The organism is Sphingomonas sp. BL-S-28, assembly GCF_055521515.1.
This window is the reverse complement of sequence record NZ_CM145484.1, coordinates 2,548,616-2,567,668: the sequence shown is the minus strand read 5'-3', so window position 1 is coordinate 2,567,668 and position 19,053 is coordinate 2,548,616. Positions and strand designations below refer to the sequence as shown.

Here is a 19,053-nt window from a genome sequence, read left to right as displayed (position 1 = left end):
CGCTATGCTCGCCCTTTGATACAGGAAAAGGGGCGGGCATGGAGGCGAAAACACGGCGCAGGACGCGCGATCCGGTCGCGACGCGTGCCGTCATTCTGGATGCGGCGGCCAACCTTTTGGCCAAGGACGGGCCCGAGGGCGTCAGCCTCTCCGCCGTCGCGCATCTCGCCGCCGTCAATCGCGGCACGGCCTACCAGCATTTCGAAACACGCGAAAAGCTGATCGAGGCAACCATCCAGTGGGTTTCGGACAAGCTGTTCCATGCCGTTTTTGGTGATCCGGAGACTGTCGGGGAGCGGCGGGTCGAGGAAGTGGATGTCGTGTCGCTTACCGACCGTTTGGCCGATTTCGCGATGGAAAACCCGGATATCTGCCGCGTCTGGCTTCAGCAGGTGCTGGCCTCTCCGGACCCTTCGCAGGACCCGTTCTGGCGGGAATATTGCGGATCGCTGGGCCGCTTTGCGGGCACTGATCTGGCCGAGCCGGGCATCGATTTCGAAGTCTATTCGGTGATGAACCTGGCCGGCGTGTTCTTCTGGCCGATCCTCGCCCGCGCCCACGCTGCCGATGAAGGCGAGCGGCGCGAACTGTCGCGCCGCTATTCGCGAGAGATTCTGCGGCTTTCGATGTACGGCACGATGCGCGCCAAGGCCTTCCCGAAGGTGGCGGACCTGCTGGCCGCGCACGGGGTTTCTCCGGGCGGCTGAGGAAGCCTGCCCAGAGCCTTCAACTCCACCACCCCTCGTCATTGCGAGCGTAGCGAAGCAATCCAGAGCCGGGCCCACTCCGCTCTGGATTGCTTCGCTACGCTCGCAATGACGAGGAAGGGGGAAATGAGGCCAACAGGAGGAGTTGCGGCCTTAACCGATACCCCATCGGTGATGCCGCTTCGCCTAGGCGATGGCGTGAGGCGGCGGCATTGACGGAGCCGTGCATATTCCCTTTCAGCTAGGGCCTGCATCGTCGGGCCGGAACTGGCCCTTGAGGGAGTATGCCATGTTTTCCGCTATCGTGATCGACAAGACCGATGAGGGCCAGACGGTCACTCTCCAGCAGCTTGACGAAAGCGCGCTGCCCGAAGGCGATGTCGCTATCGACGTCGCGTTCTCTACGCTCAATTTCAAGGACGGCCTTGCCGTCACCGGCGCGTCGCCCGTCGTGCGCAAGTTCCCGATGGTTCCGGGGATCGACCTTGTCGGCACCGTCACGCAAAGCAGCCATGCCGACTGGAAGGCCGGCGATACCGTCGTGCTCAACGGCTGGGGCGTGGGCGAGGGCCACTGGGGCGGCCTGTCGCAAAAGGCCAAGCTGAAGGGTGACTGGCTGGTGCCGCTGCCTTCGGCCTTCACGCCGAAGCAGGCCATGGCGATCGGCACGGCCGGCTATACCGCTGCGCTTTGCGTCGATGCGCTGGTGGATTGGGGCGTGACCCCGGATCAGGGAGAAATCCTCGTCACCGGTGCCACCGGCGGCGTTGGTTCGGTCGCCATCGCCATTCTCAAGAAGCTGGGCTACTCGGTCGCCGCGCTCACCGGCAAGCCGGGCGAGGCGGACTATCTGAAGTCGCTGGGCGCGGAAACGATCATCGATCGCGCCGAACTCGCCGAAAAGGGCAAGCCGCTTCAGAAGGAGCGCTGGGCTGGCGTGATCGACACCGCCGGCAGCCACACGCTTGCCAATGCCATTGCGCAGACGAAGTACGGCGGCGCGGTCGCCGCTTGCGGTCTGGCGCAGGGCTTCGATCTGCCCTCGACCGTGATGCCTTTCATCCTGCGCGGCGTTTCGCTGCTGGGCATCGACAGCGTCATGGCCCCGAAGGCCAAGCGCCTGAAGGCCTGGGACCGTCTGGCCAAGGATCTCGACCCGGCTGCGCTGGAAACCATCGGCCAGACCATCGGCCTTGGCGACGCCATCGAGGCTGCTCGCAAGTTCATGTCCGGTGAGGTCACCGGCCGTTACATCGTTGACGTGAACGCCTGATGCAGCCGGCGCGGCGGGCGGTTTGAGGGAGCCGCCTGCCGCGCCAGAGCTTCGATGGGAGAAGGGGCAACCAGAGGCCCCGCAAGGATGGCGAGGCCAAATAACGGTGAGGAACGCATGGTAGAAGTCACGCAGGGCCTGTCCATCGCGCGGGGCATTCCGCTGGCGGAAGAGCAGGGCATCGGCCCGCTGACGCTGGGCGGTTTCGTCCGCGAGGTGTCGCGCCGTTATGGCCCTTCCGAAGCGGCGGTCATCCACCTTGGCGACCGCGTCGAACGCTGGACTTACGACGACCTCTGGGCTCGCTCGATGGAAGTCGCCCGCGCGCTTGTCGCTTGCGGCGTCGGCAAGGGTACCCGCGTCGGCGTGCTCGCAACCAACCGTCTGGAATTCCTCTCCAGCGTCTTCGGCGCCGCGCTCGCGGGCGGCGTCGCCATGACGGTGAGCACGTTCTTCACCCCCGCCGAACTGGAAACCGTGCTGCAGATGGGCGGATGTTCGGTGCTGTTGCTCGAACGGCAGGTGCTCAAGAAGAATTTTGCCGAAATCCTCGTCGATCTGGAGCCGCAGATCGGTTCGGCCAAGCCGGGCGAAGTCGCTTCCACCAAGTTCCCGTTCCTGCGCCACCTCGCCGTGATCGACAGCGACGAAGGCCTCGGCGCGATCGAGGGCTGGAGCACGTTCCTCGCGCGTGGAAACAGCGTCGATCCCGCGCTGGTTGATGCCGCTGCGGCCTCGGTGCAGCCGAGCGATCCCGGCGTGCTGTTCTTCTCCTCCGGCTCCACCGGCAAGGCCAAGGGCATCCTTTCCGCCCATCGCGGCGTCTGCCTGCAGCTCTGGCGCTGGCCGCAGTGGTACGACGTGAAGGAACCGCCGCGTACATGGTCGGCGAATGGGTTCTTCTGGTCGGGCAATTTCTCGATGGCCTTGGGCGGTACGCTCGGTTCGGGCGGATCGCTGGTGCTGCAGCGCTGGTTCGACGCGGAAGAGGCGCTCTCGCTGATGGAGGCCGAAAAGGCGTCGATGATGCTGGCCTGGCCGCATCAGTGGGCGCAGCTCATGGCGGCATCGAATTACGAGAGCGTCGATCTTTCGGCGATGCACTACCTCGATGCGCTGACGCCTTGCGCCCAGCACCCCACGATCAAGACCGACTGGCGCGAACCGGCGCAGGCCTTCGGCAATACCGAGACATTCACGCTGATCTCGGTCTTCGCTTCGGGCACGTCCGAGGAGGTTGCCGGCAAGTCGCACGGGGTTCCGACCGCCGGCTCCACGATCAAGGTCGTCGATCCGATGAGCGGGGCGACCATGCCGCTGGGCGAACGCGGCGAGATCGCGGTGAAGGGGCCGACGCTGATGCTGGGCTACCTCGGCGTGCCGCTGGACGAATCGCTGGATGGCGAAGGCTTTCTGCGCACCGCGGACGGAGGCTACATCGACGATCAGGGCCGCCTGTTCTGGGAAGGGCGCCTGAACGACATCATCAAGACCGGCGGTGCCAACGTCTCTCCTCTGGAGATCGACGAAGTGATCCGGGCCCATCCCGAAGTGAAGATGGTGCAGACGGTGGGCGTGCCGGACGATCTGCTGGGCGAACTGGTGGTTTCCTGCATTGTCCCGGTCGAAGGTGTACGCCCCGATGCCGGAGCGATCCGCGATTTCGCCAAGGAAAAGCTCGCCAGCTACAAGGTGCCGCGCAAGGTGCTGTTCGTGGCGGAGAGCGATCTGAAGACCACCGGCAGCGCCAAGATCAAGACGGCGGATCTCCGCAAGCTGGCCGCCGAGCGGCTGGAGACGGAATCTACGCCCGGTTAAGGGGAGGACAGCATGGCACAGACGCCGAGTTTCGAAGACTGGCTGGAGATCTGCAATCTCAAGGCCCTCTATTGCCGCCTACTCGATACCAAGGACTGGGATGGCTGGGCTGCGCTGTTCACCGAGGATTGCGAGATCGATACCCGCCCGGCAGGCGGTACGCTGGAAAAGGGGCGCGACACTTTCGTTGCGATGGTCCGGCACTCGCTGGCCGGCGCGAAGACCGCGCATCAGATTCACTCGCCGGAAGTAACGTTCCACGGCGACAGCGCCGAAGTAATCTGGGCCATGCAGGATCGTGTGATCAAGGACTCGTTCGCGCTGACCGGTTACGGCCATTATCACGAGACGTACGTGCGCTCCGCCGACGGCTGGAAGATCGCGAAACAGACGCTTTCTCGCCTGATCGTGGACATGGCCAAACCCTGAGGTGCCACCGCCGGGGCGTTCCCTGCGAAGCGATTGCGATTTCATTCGCAAATACTAAGCAAGCCTAGTATTTAACGGGCAATGGAACGCAAGATCGGCACCGTTCTGTCGCAAGTGGCGCGCTTGATGCGCCGGTCTTTCGACGAGCGGGCACGGGCGATCGGCGTAACCCGGCCGCAATGGCAGGTCCTCAGCGTGCTTCACCGCATGGAGGGGATCAACCAGGGTGGTCTTGCCGAAATTCTGGAGGTGGAGCCGATTACGGCCGGTCGCATGATCGACCGGATGCAGGATGGCGGGCTGGTCGAACGCCGCGCCGATCCGGCAGACCGGCGCGCCTGGCGGCTCTATCTGACGCCGCGCGGCCGCGAATTGCTGGAACAGTTGCAGCCTCTGGCCGAGGAAACAGCCGATCTGGCGCTGGAAGGCGTGCCCGATGCGGACAAGGAACGCCTGTTGGACGTGCTGGACACGATGCGCCTCAACTTGACGCGCCATCGGGCTTCGGATGCCACGGCCCAGGGGTGATCGGGTGCCGTAATGTATCGCGGGGACGGTCCTGTCGAACCATCGTGGCCGCGATAGGCAGCGCCTTGCAGAGAAGCTAGAGTTTGGGAAATCGTGCCGGCCAAGGATCGGCACTCGAAAGCCGTAATAGCGGGAGGATGCGTGGGTAAGACGATCGTGATCACTGGCGCCGGTGCGGGCCTCGGCCGCGCGCTTGCAAGGCGTTTCGCCAGTGAAGGGGAAACCGTGATCCTGCTGGGCCGCACGCTGTCCAAGGTGCAGGAACTGGCCGATGAGATCGGCGGCACGGCCATGGCGGTGGAGTGCGACGTGGCCTCCGCCGATTCCGTGCGCAAGGCTTTCCAGGCGATTGCCGAAAAGCACCCGAAGATCGACGTGCTGATCAACAATGCCGCGATTTACGAACCGTTCACGGTGGCCGAGGCGACCGACGCGCAGATCGACGGCATCATCGCCACCAACCTCAACGGTCCGATCTATTGCTGCCGTGCGGCGATCCCGATGATGGAAAAGGGCGGCCAGATCATCAACGTGGGCAGCGAATCCATCGCTGTGCCTTTCGTCATGCTCTCGCTCTACCAGTGCACCAAGGCCGGGCTCGAACGCTTCACCGAAGCGCTGGTGGAGGAACTGGAGCCTGCCGGCATCCGCGTCACCACCGTGCGCGCGGGGCCGATGTACGAAGCGGGCAAGACCGCTCCGGGCTGGAACCCCGATGCCGCCATGCGTTTCCACCAGGGCTGTGCCGCCAACGGCATCGACCTGCGCACCCGTCCCATTTCGCAGACCGACCACGTGACCGGCGTGTTCCGCTCGCTGCTCGATCTGCCGCCGGATGTGCGCGTGCTGCACGTTTCGGTCGGAGCGCGCCACCCATGAGCGACGCGCAAATCCTGCAAGACCCTATTCCCGCCAAGGATCAGACGATGACCACTCTTCCCGAAGCCAAGCTCTATATCGACGGCCAGTTGCGCGGCGCCAGCAATGGCGGCACGTTCGACGTGATCAGCCCATGGACCGGTGAGGCGATCGGCAAGGCCGCCGATGCTACCGCCGATGACGTGAATGCCGCCATCGCCGCCGCCCGCCGCGCTTTCGACGATACCGACTGGTCCACCAACACCGAAAAGCGCGTGGCGCTGGTGAAGAAGTACCGCGAACTGTTCGAAGCTGCCCGTCCGCGCCTTGGCGAACTCGCCATGCACGAAGCCGGCGCGGCGCAGGGTGCGGTCAACCGCGCCCATGTCGACATGGCTCTGGACGGTTGGGACGACTACATGGCCGTCTTCGACAAGCTGGAGTGGGAAAAGGACTACGGCGAAAAGCCGGCCTTCGGCATGATCCACAAGCGCGTGGGCGTGCGTGAGGCGATCGGCGTGGTCGGCGCGATCACGCCTTGGAACGTGCCGCTCTACGTCAACATCGGCAAGATGGTTGCCGCGCTGCTGGCCGGATGCACCGTGATCCTGAAGCCCGCGCCGGATACCCCGGGCATGGGCGCGATCTTCGGTGAACTGGCCAAGGAAGCCGGCTTCCCCGACGGCGTGATCAACGTGGTGTTCGGCGCCGATCCGGCGCTGGCGGGCGAAATGCTCGTCACCGATCCGCGCGTGGACCTGATCTCCTTCACCGGCTCCACCGGCGTCGGCAAGCGCATCATGGAGCAGGGCGCGCCCACGCTGAAGCGCGTGTTCCTCGAACTCGGCGGCAAGTCGGCCAAGATCGTGCTCGACGATGCGCCGAACTTCGCGATGGAAGTGGGCATGGCGATGCTCGTGTTCCACGCCGGGCAGGGCTGCGCCGTGCAGTCGCGCCTGCTGGTGCCGAAGAGCCGTTACGAGGAAGCCAAGGCTATCCTCAAGGGCGCCTATGGCAACTTCGGCGACAACTGGGGCGATATCCAGAACCCGGCGCACATCATGGGCCCGGTGATCTCCAAGCGCCAGATGGAGCGCGTGAAGAGCTACATCGATCTGGGCCAGGAAGAGGGCGCCACGCTGATCGCCGGCGGCAATATCCGTCCGGACAAGGGCGGCGGCTACTTCGTGGAGCCGACCTGCTTCGTGGACGTTACCAACGACATGCGCATCGCCCAGGAAGAAATCTTCGGCCCCGTGCTGGTCGTCATCCCCTATGAGGACGACGAGGATGCCGTGCGCATTGCCAACCAGAGCTCCTATGGCCTATCGGGCGGCGTCAGCTCGGGCGATCTGAACCGGGCCATCAATATCGCCAAGCGCGTGCGCACCGGATCGATGAGCGTCAACAACGGCATGTGCATTGCCGGCGACATTCCCTTCGGCGGCTACAAGGCGAGCGGCATGGGACGCGAATGGGGTGTCGAAGGCATCGAAGAGTTCACCGACGTCAAGATCCTCGCCTGGCCGGTCGGCCAGGCCGCGGCCTGACGTAAACGGTACGACCGAGGCTTTTCTGGGAAGCGACACCGGAGAAGAGAACGGCGGCGAGGACACCGGTATCCCGGCTGTCCCGCCGCACCTCGCTGCCGCCGTCACCGACGCATCGGCGGCGATCAGCCACAACCTTCATGGCCAGAGACTGGGCCGCAAGGGCCGCGTCACGCGTGAGCGCATCCTTGCGGCAGCGATCGAGCTTGTCGAAAAGACCGACGAGCCGGTGACGCTGGGTGCCGTTGCCCGCACCGTCGGGCTCGGCATGACGTCGATCTACAACTACTTCACCGATTTCACCGAACTGCTGCTGGCGGTGCTGGAACCGGTGATGGGATCGGCGCAGGACGAGTATTTCGTGCTGGCCCGCGAATATTGGCCGGATGAGGAACTCAATGCCCGGGCCATGGCGTTCGTGCGCGCCTATCACGCGTTCTGGGCCAGCCACACCGGCCTGCTGCACTTGCGCAACTCACTGGCGGATCAGTTCGACGTGCGGATCATGCACCAGCGCGTGAATTCCACCCGGCCGCTGATCGGCCTGTTCGTCGCGCAAATGGATCCGCGCGGGGTGCTGGGCGATACGGCGGTGCTGATGGCGACGACGTTGATGACCGGTATTGAACGCTCGATCACGCTGGCGACCGACAGGCGCTTGCGGCGGATTCTCGGCACTTTGCCGGGGCGCCGCGAGGAGAGCCTGCTGGAGATCAACGCGCGGCTGATGGAACTGGCGATCCGCGATACGCGGGAGCGCGCGGCGGGCTGAGATGGTCGGTGCGTTATGCCGTGCTGCGGCTAATTCAAGCCTTCACAAGCATATAAACATCAAATCAAAACACCCCGTCATCCCCGCGAAGGCGGGGATCCCGCTTGTTCTTCTGGCGTGGCGCGAAGGAAGCGGGGCCCCCGCCTTCGCGGGGGCGACGAGTGTTGATTGTTGGGGCGGCTGAGCTGAGCGGAGGGAAACCCCCGGCCCGCCCTTACTTCTTCTTGCCGCCCACGCCCTTCAGATACTCTTCCATGCCCCGGATATAGTCCGGGTTCAGCATCAGCGCGCTGTTGGCCATGCGCTCGATGTGGCGGGCGCTGTCGCGGCCCACTTCGGCGCTGAGTTCGATGGCGACTTTGGCCGCGCCCATCTGTTCCGGGTTCTGCTTGGTCAGGTGACGGCAGAATTCCATGACCTCCGCCTCGAACGTCTCGTCCTCATAGACCTGATGGACCAGACCCATGGTGAATGCCATGTCGGCCGGGGCAGGCTTGTTCGCCATGATCAGCCACCGCGCCCAGTGCGGCCCGCAGATGCGCGTCAGGCGCGAGACGCCGCCCGATGCCGGCAGGACGCCGAACAGACCTTCGGGGAAGGCATAGGACGCGCTCTTGGCGGCCAGGCGGAAATCGCACGAGAGGCTCATCTCCAGCCCGCCGCCCACGCACATGGCATGGTGGGCGACGACGAAGGGCTTCTCGATATGCTCGATCTCGTCCCACAGCTGCTGCATGTTGTTGAGATTGAGGCGGTGGTTCTCGCGAATGCCGCGCGCGCTGCCGCTGGTGGCGGTGGGCGAGATGATGTTCTGGTTCCCGCCGCGCAGGTCCGCGCCGGAGCTGAAGTAACGCCCGGCCGATCGGATCAGCATGACCTTTAGTTCGGGCGTCTCGCGAAAGCGCAGCACGGCCTGCGTCAGCAGATCCATCATCTGCCGGCTGATCGCGTTGAGCTTGTCCGGCCGGTTAAGCGTGGCGATCAGGATGCCGTCCACGTCTTCAGTGAGCAGGTGGGGTGCTTCTTCGGTCATTGTATCCCCCAGAATCAATTGCGTGAACGCGGCAGGCCGAGGCCCTTTTCGGCGATCATCGAACGGTGCACCTGGCTGGTGCCGCCGTAAATGGTCGTCCCGTGCGCATGGCGATAGGCGAGGTTGATCGCGTCGGCAGCCCCCTTGCGCTTGGCCAGCGAATAGGGTGCCGTCAGGTCCAGCAGATCGCGGGAATCTGTGATGAACAGTTCGGAGGAGAACATCTTCGCCATCGGGCCATAAGCGCCGTTGCCCTTGCCGTGCACTTGCGTCCAGTTGGCGCGATAGGCGATCAGTTCGGAGGCGAGCACATTGGCGTAAGTACGCGCCAGCCGTGCCTGAGCCTTGGCCGTTTCGATCAGCTTGCCGCCGCCGGCCACGGGGATTTCCTCGCAGAGTTCGACCGCGTTCTCCAGCATCGCGCGCTGCACTTTCGCAAAGCCGCCGCCGTGCTCCAGTTCGAGGCTGGCCGCCATGGTTCGGCCGCCCGCGTTGATCTCGCCCAGGCGCCACGTGTCGGGGATGCGCACGTTGTCGTAGAAGGTGATGTTGGTGCGCTCGTCCATGAACGTGTGGACGCCCTGCACGGTGACGCCTTCGGCCTTCAGCGGCACGATGAACATCGTCAGGCCCTTGTGCTTGGGCGCATCCGGATCGGTACGGCAGAGCATCAGCACATAGTCGGTAAGGTTGGCGCCGCTGGTCCACATCTTGGTGCCGTCGATCCGCCAGGACCCGTCCTCAAGCTGGGTGGCCTTGCACTGCGCGGCGAAGACGTCCGATCCGCAGCCCGGCTCCGAATAGCCGAGCGAGCAGATCGCCTCACCCGCCATCACCTTGGAGAGCACATCGCGCTTCAGTTCCTCGGTGCCGAAGCGGTGCATGATCAGGGCGACCATCTGCGAAACGCCGGCGACCGGATTGCTCCAGCCTTCTTCCTCGAAAGCATAGCGTGCGCCGGTGACGGCGTAGGGGCTGAGGCCGCGCCCGCCGACATCCTTGGGAAGCTGGAGATAGGCAAGGTTCGCCTCGACCAGCTGTTTGTGGATGACCGGGTTGTGGCCTTCCCATGAGAAGTGGAACTTCTCGCGCTGTTCGTCGGTGACGTTCTTGGCGAAGAACGCGCGGATTTCCTGCTGGATGGCGCGCGCATCCTCGCCCAGATCGAACTCGACCGGAACTTCGCCCACATCGGGAAGGCTGGCCTTCTCGCCCGCGTAGAGGCGGCGACCGGCTTCGGCCAGCCAGTCCTCCGGATCGCCCGCCACCAGCGGCCATGCTTTGGCACGCAGGTTGTAGAGGTGCACGTCATGCTCGGTGGTGAGGCCGATGCCGCCGAAGGTTTGCACGGCGTGGCGCACGGTGCGGCCCGCTGTCCCGGCGGCGTACCATGCCGAAAGCGAAACCTGCGCGCCGGCCGCCGCTTCGCCATCGGCGATCGAGCGCATGGCCTGCCAGGCGAGGAACTTGGCGGAATCGATCTCGCAGATCAGGTCCGCCATCGGGTGTGACAGGGCCTGGAACGTGCCGATGAACACGCCGAACGCCTTGCGCTCGCCCGCATATTCCGCTGCCATCGTCAGCGCCGCACGGCTGAGGCCCGACAGCGCCAGCGCCATCAGGACCTTCCATTCTTCAAGCCCGGCAGCAAAAGCAGCCAGTGCGTCTTCACCGCTGCCCAGAACGGTCGTCGGCAGGGCGGAGAGATCGAGTTCAGCGATAGCCGTGGTGGCAAGGGTCTGTTCCGCGATCCGCGCTTCGGCGGGAACGGTGATCAGCACGACATCGCTGCCCTTGCGCGCGACCACGGCCTCGGCAAACAGCCCGCCAGCGACCCACTGCTTGGGGAATTCGGCGACGTCCTGCATGGCGATCGTGACGACTGCCTCGCCGCCGACGGCACCCGCCAGAAGATCATCCTGACCGCCCAGCAGGGCGAGCAGGCGCGTTGCCACCAGCGCTTCGGCCAGCGGGCCGGAGGCGAGCGTGCGGCCGGCTTCTTCCATTAGCAGGCCGGCATCGAACAGGCCAAGGCCCATGCCGTCCGCGTCTTCGGGCACGCGCATCGAAAAGGCACCCAGTTCGGCAAGGCCGCTCCACAGCGCGGGGTCGAAACCGCCGGTTTCCTGCGCTTTGCGCACGCGGGCCATGCTCGAATTTTCATCGAGAAAGCGCGCGAAAGTGTCGCGCATCATGGACTGTTCGTCGGTGAGGTCGAAGTTCATGTTTCAGGCTTTCCCCGGGGCTTTTTCTTGTGACGTTTCCACGTCCTCATCATACCTCGCCGCCCCATTCAATCGGTGCGGGCACGCAATCGCGGGCGCGATAGCTCCATGCCCGGATCGTTCGCGCTGGCCGGTGGGGGAGGGTGGGCGTAGCCTCCACTCCCAAGGCGCCGGAAAGATGCGCCCGCCGGGGACCGATCCGGCCCGGCAACTTTGGGAGTGCCGTTATGCAGATGAACGACATGGTGCTGATCAGCGTGGACGATCACATCAGCGAACCGCCCGACCTGTTCAACAAACACCTCTCCGGTGCCGCTCTTGAATCCGCTCCGAAGCTGATTCAGGATGAGAATGGCAAGGATCTGTGGGTCTATCAGGGGCAGAAGTTCCCCTCGGTAGGACTCAACGCCGTGGTCGGCCGGCCTTTCGAGGAATACGGCATGGAGCCGACCTCGCTCGATCAGCTGCGCGCCGGTTGCTACGATGTGCATGAGCGTATCAAGGACATGGACGTCAATGGCATCGCATCCTCGCTGAACTTCGGTTCGGTGTTCGATTTCGCCGGTGGCCGTCTTCACCGCGTGCCCGATCGCGAACTCGCGAAAGTGCACGTAAGCGCCTATAACGATTGGCATATCGACGAGTGGTGCGGTGCTTATCCGGGCCGTTTCATCCCCTGTGCGATCCTGCCCACTTGGGACATGGACGCGACGATTGCCGAACTGAAGCGCGTCTCGGCCAAGGGTTGCCACACCGTCTCGATCAGCGAGAACCCCACCTGCCAGGGCCTGCCGAGCATCCACAACGCCTATTGGGATCCGTTCTACAAGGCGATCAACGATCTCGACATGACGATCTGCATCCACATCGGTGGCGGCAACCCGGCGCCCCATGCATCGATGGAAACGCCGATCGAGGCATGGATTTCGACGATGCCGATGTCGATCGCCTATGCCGCGTCGGACTGGCTTCAGCTTGAGGCGCTGCACCAGTACCCGGACATGCGCATCGCACTTTCGGAAGGTTCGATCGGTTGGGTGCCCTACTTCACGGAGCGGGCGGACTTCTCGAACTGGCGGCACAAGGCCTGGACAAACTCGCGCTTCCAGAAGATGAAGCCCAGCGAGATGTTCAAGCGGCACTTCCTCAACTGCTTCATCGACGATGCCTTCGGCCTTCAGAACATCCAGTTCATCGGTGAGGACAACATCGCCTATGAATGTGACTATCCGCATTCCGACACGCTCTGGCCGGAAGTGCCCGAGCATCTCTGGCCCTCGATCAACCACCTGACCGAAGAACAGATCGACAAGATCACGCACCGGAATGCGATGCGCTGGTTCCGCTTCGATCCGTTTCAGCACTACACGCGCGAGCAGCTGACTGTTGGCGCGCTGCGTGAGCGGGCAAAGGCGGAAGGCGTGGATACCAGCCCCAAGTCCTCGGCCGGCGAACGTCCGGTGGAAGAGCACGAAACCCGCCCCGTCACTTCGGGAGACATCATGAAGATGTTCATGCGACACGAAGATACCGATCGCACGGCGCGCATGCAGAAGCAGGAAGCCTGACCGCTTCCGCTCAAACGAAAAAGGCCCCGCGAGGTGTTCTCGCGGGGCCCTTACCGTAACGGTGTGCGACCCGTTCAGGATACTGAGCGTTTTCAAATCAGGTGGGATCACTTGATGACTAGGAAAACGCGTAAAATTAAAGATCTGGAGCGGTTGATCCGATGCAATCGGATCAACCGCTCCAGCGGATCAGGCGGCGTGCGGCAGCTGTTCCGGTTCGGCGAACTGGGCCGGATCGGGCAGGCACTTGCGCATCGCGTCGCTGAGCGACTGGAGCAGCGCTTCGGGGTTCACCTTGTCGTCCTTGCCGTAGATCAGGCTGATGACGAGCGGGTGGCCTTCGGGCTGACGCGGGACGAGACCGCAGAGCGCCTCGGCGCCGCTGCCGAAACCGGCGGGGCCGAATACATAGCGCGGATCGCGGCAGGCATCGACGCGGGCCATCATGTCGCCGAAGGTGAACTTGTTCAATTCATCGGCTTCGGCATTGAGGCGGCGCACCATGCCTTCGCAGCGCTGGCGGGCAACGGTCGAGAGCATCAGCCAGCCGGCGGCGCTCTGTGCCAGCGGCTCCTTGATGCCGCCCGAAAGCTCACGCGTGGCGGCAAGGGCGCGGGGGCCATGGCGCCAGTTGACGATCTGCACGTCGAGCCCGACCATCGCATGAAGCGCAACCGAAAGACCGGTCTGGGCGACAAGGCGGTCCATCAGGCGGACGATGCGGCCGTCACGAACCAGTTCGGGCTGGCCCGAGGTGCCGATCAGCGCGGCACGCGGGGTGAGGCTGTAAGCACGCGAATAGGGATCCTTGTGAAGCAGGCCGAGTTCGACGAGGCTCGACAGCAGTTCGGACGTGCTCGACTGCGGACGGTTATACCGGCGAACGATGTCCATGACGGTCGCTTCGCGGTGCGCATCGTCGAAATATTCGAGCACTTCGATCACGCGGCGTGCGATCTTGGCCTTGTTCGATGACGTGGTCTTTCCAGGCATGAGGTCTCTCCTCCCTCAAGTGTGGTGTGATGAACTCACTTCTCTCCCGAGTCGGGTCTCTTAAAAACTGAGCCTGACTCGTTTTTTGCTAAGCTTGGTTATCATTGCTTTTGATGGCCTGCAATAGGCTTCGCACTGACGATAAGTTGCGTTGTTTTGCCGCAGGCGGAAATATCGCGAAATTCCGCGATTTTTGACCAGGTGTTCAGCGGTAAAATGTGATTTTCGCGGGCCGGGCTGGTCAATCCGGCGCCGCCCGGCCATGCTTCGGGAAAGAGGCCAAGTGGCTGATCTGGAGGGAATTACAGGAAGATGCGGCCGGAAGACCTGACCTTTGCCGCGGCCGATCTGGCCGAAGCTGCGAGAGCGGCGCCAGTCGCCTTCGTGGACCTTGCGCGCGAGTCGGATGATCCGCCGCATTTGCACCTGCCGGTCTGTCCGGTGATTGGGATTGGCCCTCGCGATCACCCGCTGGCAACGCAACTCGATGCCGTTTTGGAGCCGCGCTTCGATGCTGCGCAGCTGGCACAGGCGGCGATTGCGCAACCGCATGCCGTTGCCGTGGTGACGCATGTTCTGCGCGCGGTGCCCCTCTTGCCGATCGACGATGCGCTGACCGTCGAGTCGCTGGCCTATGCGGCGCTACAGGGCAGCGAGTCGCACCGCCGTTGGATTGCCGCGCGCAAAACCGGAACCGCTGAGTCGCCCGGCCATGTCAGATTGTTTCGTGACGAGGCGTGTCTGACGGTCACCTTGGACAGGCCCGCCGCCGGCAATGCGATAGACCGGCCAATGCGCGACGCACTGCACGAGGCATTCGCACTGGCCAATATGGACACGAGCATCCGGCGCGTGGTGCTGCGGGCAGAGGGCAAGGCGTTCAGTCTGGGGGCGGAGCTGTCGGAATTCGGCACCACTGTCGATCCGGCCGAAGCCCATCGCATCCGCTGTCTTACGCTGCCGGCGCGCGAGGCGGCATTGTGCCGCGATCGTCTGGAAGCGTGGATAGACGGCGCCTGCGTCGGCGCGGGGTTGGAACTGGCGGCCTTCGCCGCGCGGGCGGTCGCCACACCGCGCACGTGGTTCCAGTTGCCCGAACTGGCCATGGGAATACTGCCAGGGGCAGGCGGTTGCGTATCGCTGAGCCGCCGGATCGGGCGCCAGCGAACCCTGCTGATGGTGCTGTCAGGCCGTCGCCTCAGCGCGCGGGAGGCGCTCGATTGGGGCCTCGTCGATGCGCTGGTGGACGCATTGCCCTGAGACGAGCGTGGCGCGCACGTCGGCGGAGTTGAGCCGGGTTCGCGCTTCTGCCCATGGCCGATCGAGCAGGCAGAGATCGGCGGCATCGCCCACTTCGATCCGCCGCTGGCGGGACAGATCGAGCGGATCGGCAAGGAACAGGGCAAGCGCGTGTTCGGGCGAAAGCGCTTCCCCGGGGTTGAACGACACCCCACTGCCGGTGCTGCGCAGCACGGCGGCCTTCATCGCTCGCCACGGATCGGTCCCGCCATACGGCGCGTCGCTGCCGCCGGCGAGGGGGATGCCGGCATCCTGCAGGGTACGCAGCCGGTAGAGGTCGCGGTGGTGATGCGGATCGACATCGCGAAGATAGCGATCGCCGCTTTCCTGGACGAAATGCGGTTGAACGCATGCCCACAGGCCCAGCGATGCCATGCGCGCGGCGAGTTCCCGCGGCACTATCGATGCATGTTCGATGCGGTCGCCCGTGAGCGCTCCGGCCGATTCGAAGAGCGCGAGCGTAAACACCAGTTCGACCTCGGTCACGCAATGGACCGCGACCCCGCGGCCCTGCGCATGGGCCTTGGCGATCCATTCGCAGGTCGTGTCGAAATCGGGCAGGGCGGCTTCATGCAGATGCAGTTTCGCCGGGCCCAGTCGCCAACCCTGTTGCGCGGCATCGGCCAGCGAAAGCTGTCCCGCCAGAATCGCATTCTGGCGAAGATGCCCGCGATCGGATTGCGAGGCGAAATGCCGCGCGATGACGGCATCGTTGCGCGGCGACACGTCCGTTACGCCGGTGATGCCGTGGCGGGCGAGTGCGTCGCTCACCGCCGCAAAGTCGGGCGGCGTGCTGGCAAGCGCGGCCTGCAACCACGCGTCTTCATCGAAAAGGCGGCCGGTTAGCCGCCCGCCGACGCGTTCGAGCCCAGGCGGCGGCGTATTTTCGGCCAGCAGTTCGTCCAGCGCGGCGCTGTTGAGCAGCCACATGCGGCCGGTGCGATGTTGCAACCGGATGGGGCGATGCGGCGCCATCCGGTCAAGCGTGGCGAGGCTGGGCAAGTCCCCGTCGAGCACGCTTTCGCAGAGGCCGAAACCCCGCAACCAGCCTTCGCCCGGACGGGAGAGGGCTAGCGCCAGATCGTGGCCACTGCTGATGGCAGGCGGCCCGCAATCGATCGAGGCCGCGCGCACCGCCAGCGCGGCGAGATGGATGTGATGATCATGCAGGCCGGGCAGCAAAGCACAGCCTCCGGCATCGATAACGGTCTCGTCAGGAAGCGGGGTGAGCAGGCCGATGGCGGCAATGCGCGGGCCGGCGATGCGCAGATCGGCCAGACCATGGCCGTAAATCTCCGCCGCGCGGATCAGCACCGGGCAAGTTCCGGCAGATAGCGCGCGGTATCCGCGCCGATGGGGCTGACGGGCGCGGTCATCCGGCGACGCTCCAGTGCGGGAAAGCGGCGGCCGATCGCAACGCCCCAGTCGTGCAGTTCGGCTTCGAGCAAGGCCGCGTCGAAAGTGCGCTCTTCGTGCAGGGCCATGGCGGTGATTGCGCTCATGGATAGACCGATGCGCCGGGCTTCGCCGCTGCGCAAGGCTTTCAAGACTTCGCGCGCGCCGGTTATCCCGGTGAGCGGATCGGCAATGGCATCGCCGATATAGCCCGGCTCCCCGGTCACGTCCGCCAGCGCGCGGGAAAGGCCGCCCGCCACGCCGCAATCGTTGCCGATGCCCACCCAGTTCGCCGCGTCGCCCCGCGCACCGTGCCCGGTGACTGAAAGCCAGACGAGGCCGGGAACGTCCCGCACCAGCGCCTGCGCATCGATGCCCAGATGGCGCAGCGCGCGCGGGCGTGAGCTTTCGATGACGACATCGGCGCGGCGGATGAGGTCCAGCAGACGGGCCTTTTCGCTGTCGCTGGCGAAGTCCACCAGCACATTGGCCTTGCCCTGGTTGATGAGGTCGAAGGTCGCCGGATCGTCGCGCCGGATCAGGTCGGGCCGCGTGCGGCTTTCGACTTTCACCACCTCCATTCCGGCCTGCCAGAGAAGGTGCCCGGCCAGTGGTCCGGCCCAGATGGCGGACATGTCCACCACCAGCGGCCGGTGTGACGCAGCCCGTTCGCGGGGGGAGCCTCGTGCGATTACCTCGATCGGCGGGGAGGCCGGCACTTCGTCCAGCAAGGCGACGGGAAGGCCCAGTAGACGGCCCGTTTCCAGCAAGGCGGCACCGTCGCTGCGCAGCACGGCCGCCGCGATGGCATCTGCGCTGCGGATGTCGAGATCGGCATCGCCGAACAGTGCCGGCAGCAATTCTCGGTCGATCTCACGGATCAGCGTAAGGGCGAACCAGTTGCCGTCGCGCGTCGGCATAAGGCGACTGCCGCCCAGACCGGCCGAGACGCGCCCGGCAATCCGGTATGCGCCATGCGCGGCGCGCTCTCCCAGCAGAGTGGCGCCGGAAAGGCGCGGCAGCCCGAAATCGCGGGCAAGCGCTTCCAGTTGCCGGTCGGCCCAGCGCGCCAGAGGGATCGCCGGGCCGTGGGATTCGGCATTAGTCCGCAAGGACTTCCTTGACCTTGCGCCGCAGCAGCTTGCCCATTTCGTTGTAGGGCAGTTCGGCGACGAACACGACTTTCTCCGGCACGCGCGAGGATCGCAGGCGGGTGCGGACAAGGTCCTTCAACTCCGTTTCGCACGGGTGATCGTGCCCTTCGCGGGTGACGATGGCGACGCCGACCGTCTCGCCCCATTCGATCGAGGGGATCGCGCAAGCGCAGGCATCGGCGATGGCTGGGTGGGTGAGCAGCACGTCCTCGATCTCACCGGGCGACATGTTCTCGCCCCCGCGCACGATCACATCGTCCGCGCGGCCGGAGAGGAACAGGTAGCCGTCCTCGTCCATGAAGCCGGCATCGCGGGTGGGGAACCAGCCCTCGGCGTCCAGCGCGCTCTTTTCCTTGTACTCGCCCGAGACCTGCTCGCCGCGCACGTAGATCTCGCCCGGTTCGCCAAGCGGCAGGACTTCGCCGTTCTCGCCGCGAATCTCGATCTCCACCGTCGGGATCGGCTTGCCGAGCGAGGTGAGGCGGGCGCGGACCTTCGGGTCGGATGAGGCCAGTGCCTCGCGGTGATCCTCGGGGCCGAGCAGGGCCACGGTCGAACTGGTTTCGGTCAGCCCATAGGCATTGGTGAAGCCAGCGCCGGGGAAACGTTCAAGCGCTTTCTGAATCACCTCGATCGGCATCTTGCCGCCACCATAGGCCACGGCACGCAGCGAGGATACGTCTCCGGTCACGCCTTTTTCCATGGCATCGATGATGCGGGCCAGCATGGTGGGCACCACGAAGGCGTTTGTGACCGTTTCGCTCTGCACCAGCGTCAACCAGCCCTCGGGCGAGAAGCTGGGCAGCATGACGATCTTGCGCAGCGAATAGATCGAGGAGAGCAGGGCGGAGATGCCGGCGATGTGATAGGGCGGCACCACGACCAGCGCGGCGTCCGCCTCATCGGCCGAACCGAACTCCACGGTGCCGAGGATGTAGCCCAGCAGGTTGGAATGGCGCAGGATCGCCGCCTTCGGTGCAGCAGTGGTGCCGCTGGTGAAGAGCTGGATGGCAACGCCTTCTCCGGGATCGTATTCGCGAGCGTCGTCCTCGGGCACGGTTTCCTGTGCCTTCAGCACGAATTCCTCGCGCGAGAACACGGTGTGCCCCTGATCGCCGGCAAGCCTGACGATGCGCTCCTCGTCGCCGATCACCAGCGCCGGGGCGACGCGGCCGAGCAGGGCGGCCAGGTCGGCATCGGGCAGGCGGTAGTTGAGCGGGCAATAGGGCACGCCCGCCAGCGCCGCGCCGAATACCGCGATCACCGCAGCCTCGCTGCTCTCATCGAGCAGGGCGACGTAGTCGACCTCGCTCTGGCGGATCAGTTCGAATGCGCCGCGTGCGGCGTCGAGCAGGTCACCATAGGTCCAGCGGCGCCCGTCGCAGACCAGCGCCACGCGATCGGGCGCAGCCTCGGCCGCCATTTCGAGAAGAAGCGCGATGTTCATGTGC

At 64.9% G+C, this 19,053-nt stretch carries 17 protein-coding genes; 10 read left to right on the top strand and 7 right to left on the bottom strand.

Going from position 1 to position 19,053, the window contains the following annotated elements; translation table 11 throughout:
- Positions 1 to 38: 38 nt before the first annotated feature.
- The 8 genes from ACZ1JC_RS20855 to ACZ1JC_RS20820 all read left to right on the top strand — a co-directional run bounded on the left by ACZ1JC_RS20855 (position 39) and on the right by ACZ1JC_RS20820 (position 7,935).
- Entirely contained in the window at positions 39 to 707 is a 669-nt protein-coding gene (locus ACZ1JC_RS20855) for a TetR/AcrR family transcriptional regulator (protein ID WP_465138347.1), read from the top strand.
- A gap of 289 nt (positions 708 to 996) precedes the next feature.
- The gene (gene acuI, locus ACZ1JC_RS20850; protein ID WP_465138348.1) at positions 997 to 1,980 is read left to right on the top strand and encodes an acrylyl-CoA reductase (NADPH); all 984 of its coding nucleotides are present in this window, start codon (positions 997 to 999) and stop codon (positions 1,978 to 1,980) included.
- A gap of 117 nt (positions 1,981 to 2,097) precedes the next feature.
- A complete protein-coding gene (locus ACZ1JC_RS20845; RefSeq protein WP_465138349.1) occupies positions 2,098 to 3,798 on the top strand; it encodes a class I adenylate-forming enzyme family protein in 1,701 nt (566 codons plus the stop codon).
- A gap of 12 nt (positions 3,799 to 3,810) precedes the next feature.
- The gene (locus ACZ1JC_RS20840) at positions 3,811 to 4,227 is read left to right on the top strand and encodes a nuclear transport factor 2 family protein (RefSeq protein WP_465138350.1); all 417 of its coding nucleotides are present in this window, start codon (positions 3,811 to 3,813) and stop codon (positions 4,225 to 4,227) included.
- A gap of 81 nt (positions 4,228 to 4,308) precedes the next feature.
- Positions 4,309 to 4,755 (top strand): MarR family winged helix-turn-helix transcriptional regulator, encoded by a 447-nt coding sequence (locus ACZ1JC_RS20835; protein WP_465138351.1) that lies wholly within the window; start codon positions 4,309 to 4,311, stop codon positions 4,753 to 4,755.
- Positions 4,756 to 4,896: 141 nt separating this feature from the next.
- The gene (locus tag ACZ1JC_RS20830) at positions 4,897 to 5,634 is read left to right on the top strand and encodes an SDR family oxidoreductase (protein WP_465138352.1); all 738 of its coding nucleotides are present in this window, start codon (positions 4,897 to 4,899) and stop codon (positions 5,632 to 5,634) included.
- 47 nt (positions 5,635 to 5,681) lie between these two features.
- The gene (locus ACZ1JC_RS20825) at positions 5,682 to 7,163 is read left to right on the top strand and encodes an aldehyde dehydrogenase family protein (RefSeq protein ID WP_465138527.1); all 1,482 of its coding nucleotides are present in this window, start codon (positions 5,682 to 5,684) and stop codon (positions 7,161 to 7,163) included.
- The gene (locus ACZ1JC_RS20820) at positions 7,093 to 7,935 is read left to right on the top strand and encodes a TetR/AcrR family transcriptional regulator (protein WP_465138353.1); all 843 of its coding nucleotides are present in this window, start codon (positions 7,093 to 7,095) and stop codon (positions 7,933 to 7,935) included. Before ACZ1JC_RS20825 ends, ACZ1JC_RS20820 begins: the two co-directional genes overlap by 71 nt.
- A gap of 214 nt (positions 7,936 to 8,149) precedes the next feature.
- Here ACZ1JC_RS20820 and ACZ1JC_RS20815 read toward each other — a convergent pair whose 3' ends face one another.
- Positions 8,150 to 8,968: an enoyl-CoA hydratase/isomerase family protein gene (locus ACZ1JC_RS20815; protein WP_465138354.1), complete on the bottom strand. Its 819-nt coding sequence runs from the start codon at positions 8,966 to 8,968 to the stop codon at positions 8,150 to 8,152.
- A 14-nt stretch (positions 8,969 to 8,982) separates the two neighbouring features.
- Positions 8,983 to 11,193: an acyl-CoA dehydrogenase family protein gene (locus tag ACZ1JC_RS20810; protein WP_465138355.1), complete on the bottom strand. Its 2,211-nt coding sequence runs from the start codon at positions 11,191 to 11,193 to the stop codon at positions 8,983 to 8,985.
- A gap of 227 nt (positions 11,194 to 11,420) precedes the next feature.
- Here ACZ1JC_RS20810 and ACZ1JC_RS20805 point away from each other — a divergent pair, with 227 nt between their 5' ends.
- Positions 11,421 to 12,761, top strand: a complete 1,341-nt coding sequence (locus ACZ1JC_RS20805) for an amidohydrolase family protein (protein WP_465138356.1) — start codon at positions 11,421 to 11,423, stop codon at positions 12,759 to 12,761.
- Positions 12,762 to 12,950: 189 nt separating this feature from the next.
- Here the strand turns inward: ACZ1JC_RS20805 and ACZ1JC_RS20800 are convergent, their stop codons facing one another.
- Together ACZ1JC_RS20800 and ACZ1JC_RS20795 are read right to left on the bottom strand one after the other, a co-directional pair.
- Positions 12,951 to 13,754 (bottom strand): helix-turn-helix domain-containing protein, encoded by an 804-nt coding sequence (locus ACZ1JC_RS20800; protein WP_465138357.1) that lies wholly within the window; start codon positions 13,752 to 13,754, stop codon positions 12,951 to 12,953.
- 101 nt (positions 13,755 to 13,855) lie between these two features.
- Positions 13,856 to 13,999: a hypothetical protein gene (locus tag ACZ1JC_RS20795; protein WP_465138358.1), complete on the bottom strand. Its 144-nt coding sequence runs from the start codon at positions 13,997 to 13,999 to the stop codon at positions 13,856 to 13,858.
- Between the two features lie 67 nt (positions 14,000 to 14,066).
- Between ACZ1JC_RS20795 and ACZ1JC_RS20790 the strand changes: the two genes are divergently transcribed.
- Entirely contained in the window at positions 14,067 to 15,014 is a 948-nt protein-coding gene (locus ACZ1JC_RS20790; protein WP_465138359.1) for an enoyl-CoA hydratase/isomerase family protein, read from the top strand.
- On the opposite strand, the gene ACZ1JC_RS20785 is transcribed toward ACZ1JC_RS20790, so the two are convergent.
- Genes ACZ1JC_RS20785 through ACZ1JC_RS20775 form a run of 3 tightly spaced genes read right to left on the bottom strand, consistent with a single transcriptional unit; the run spans position 14,940 to position 19,049 of the window.
- Positions 14,940 to 16,367, bottom strand: a complete 1,428-nt coding sequence (locus ACZ1JC_RS20785; RefSeq protein ID WP_465138360.1) for an amidohydrolase family protein — start codon at positions 16,365 to 16,367, stop codon at positions 14,940 to 14,942. The two genes, ACZ1JC_RS20790 and ACZ1JC_RS20785, sit on opposite strands and share 75 nt — an antisense overlap.
- A complete protein-coding gene (locus ACZ1JC_RS20780; RefSeq protein WP_465138361.1) occupies positions 16,361 to 17,560 on the bottom strand; it encodes a CoA transferase in 1,200 nt (399 codons plus the stop codon). The genes ACZ1JC_RS20785 and ACZ1JC_RS20780 overlap by 7 nt, the downstream gene beginning before the upstream one ends.
- Positions 17,550 to 19,049: a class I adenylate-forming enzyme family protein gene (locus tag ACZ1JC_RS20775; RefSeq protein WP_465138362.1), complete on the bottom strand. Its 1,500-nt coding sequence runs from the start codon at positions 19,047 to 19,049 to the stop codon at positions 17,550 to 17,552. The genes ACZ1JC_RS20780 and ACZ1JC_RS20775 overlap by 11 nt, the downstream gene beginning before the upstream one ends.
- Positions 19,050 to 19,053 lie beyond the last annotated feature (4 nt).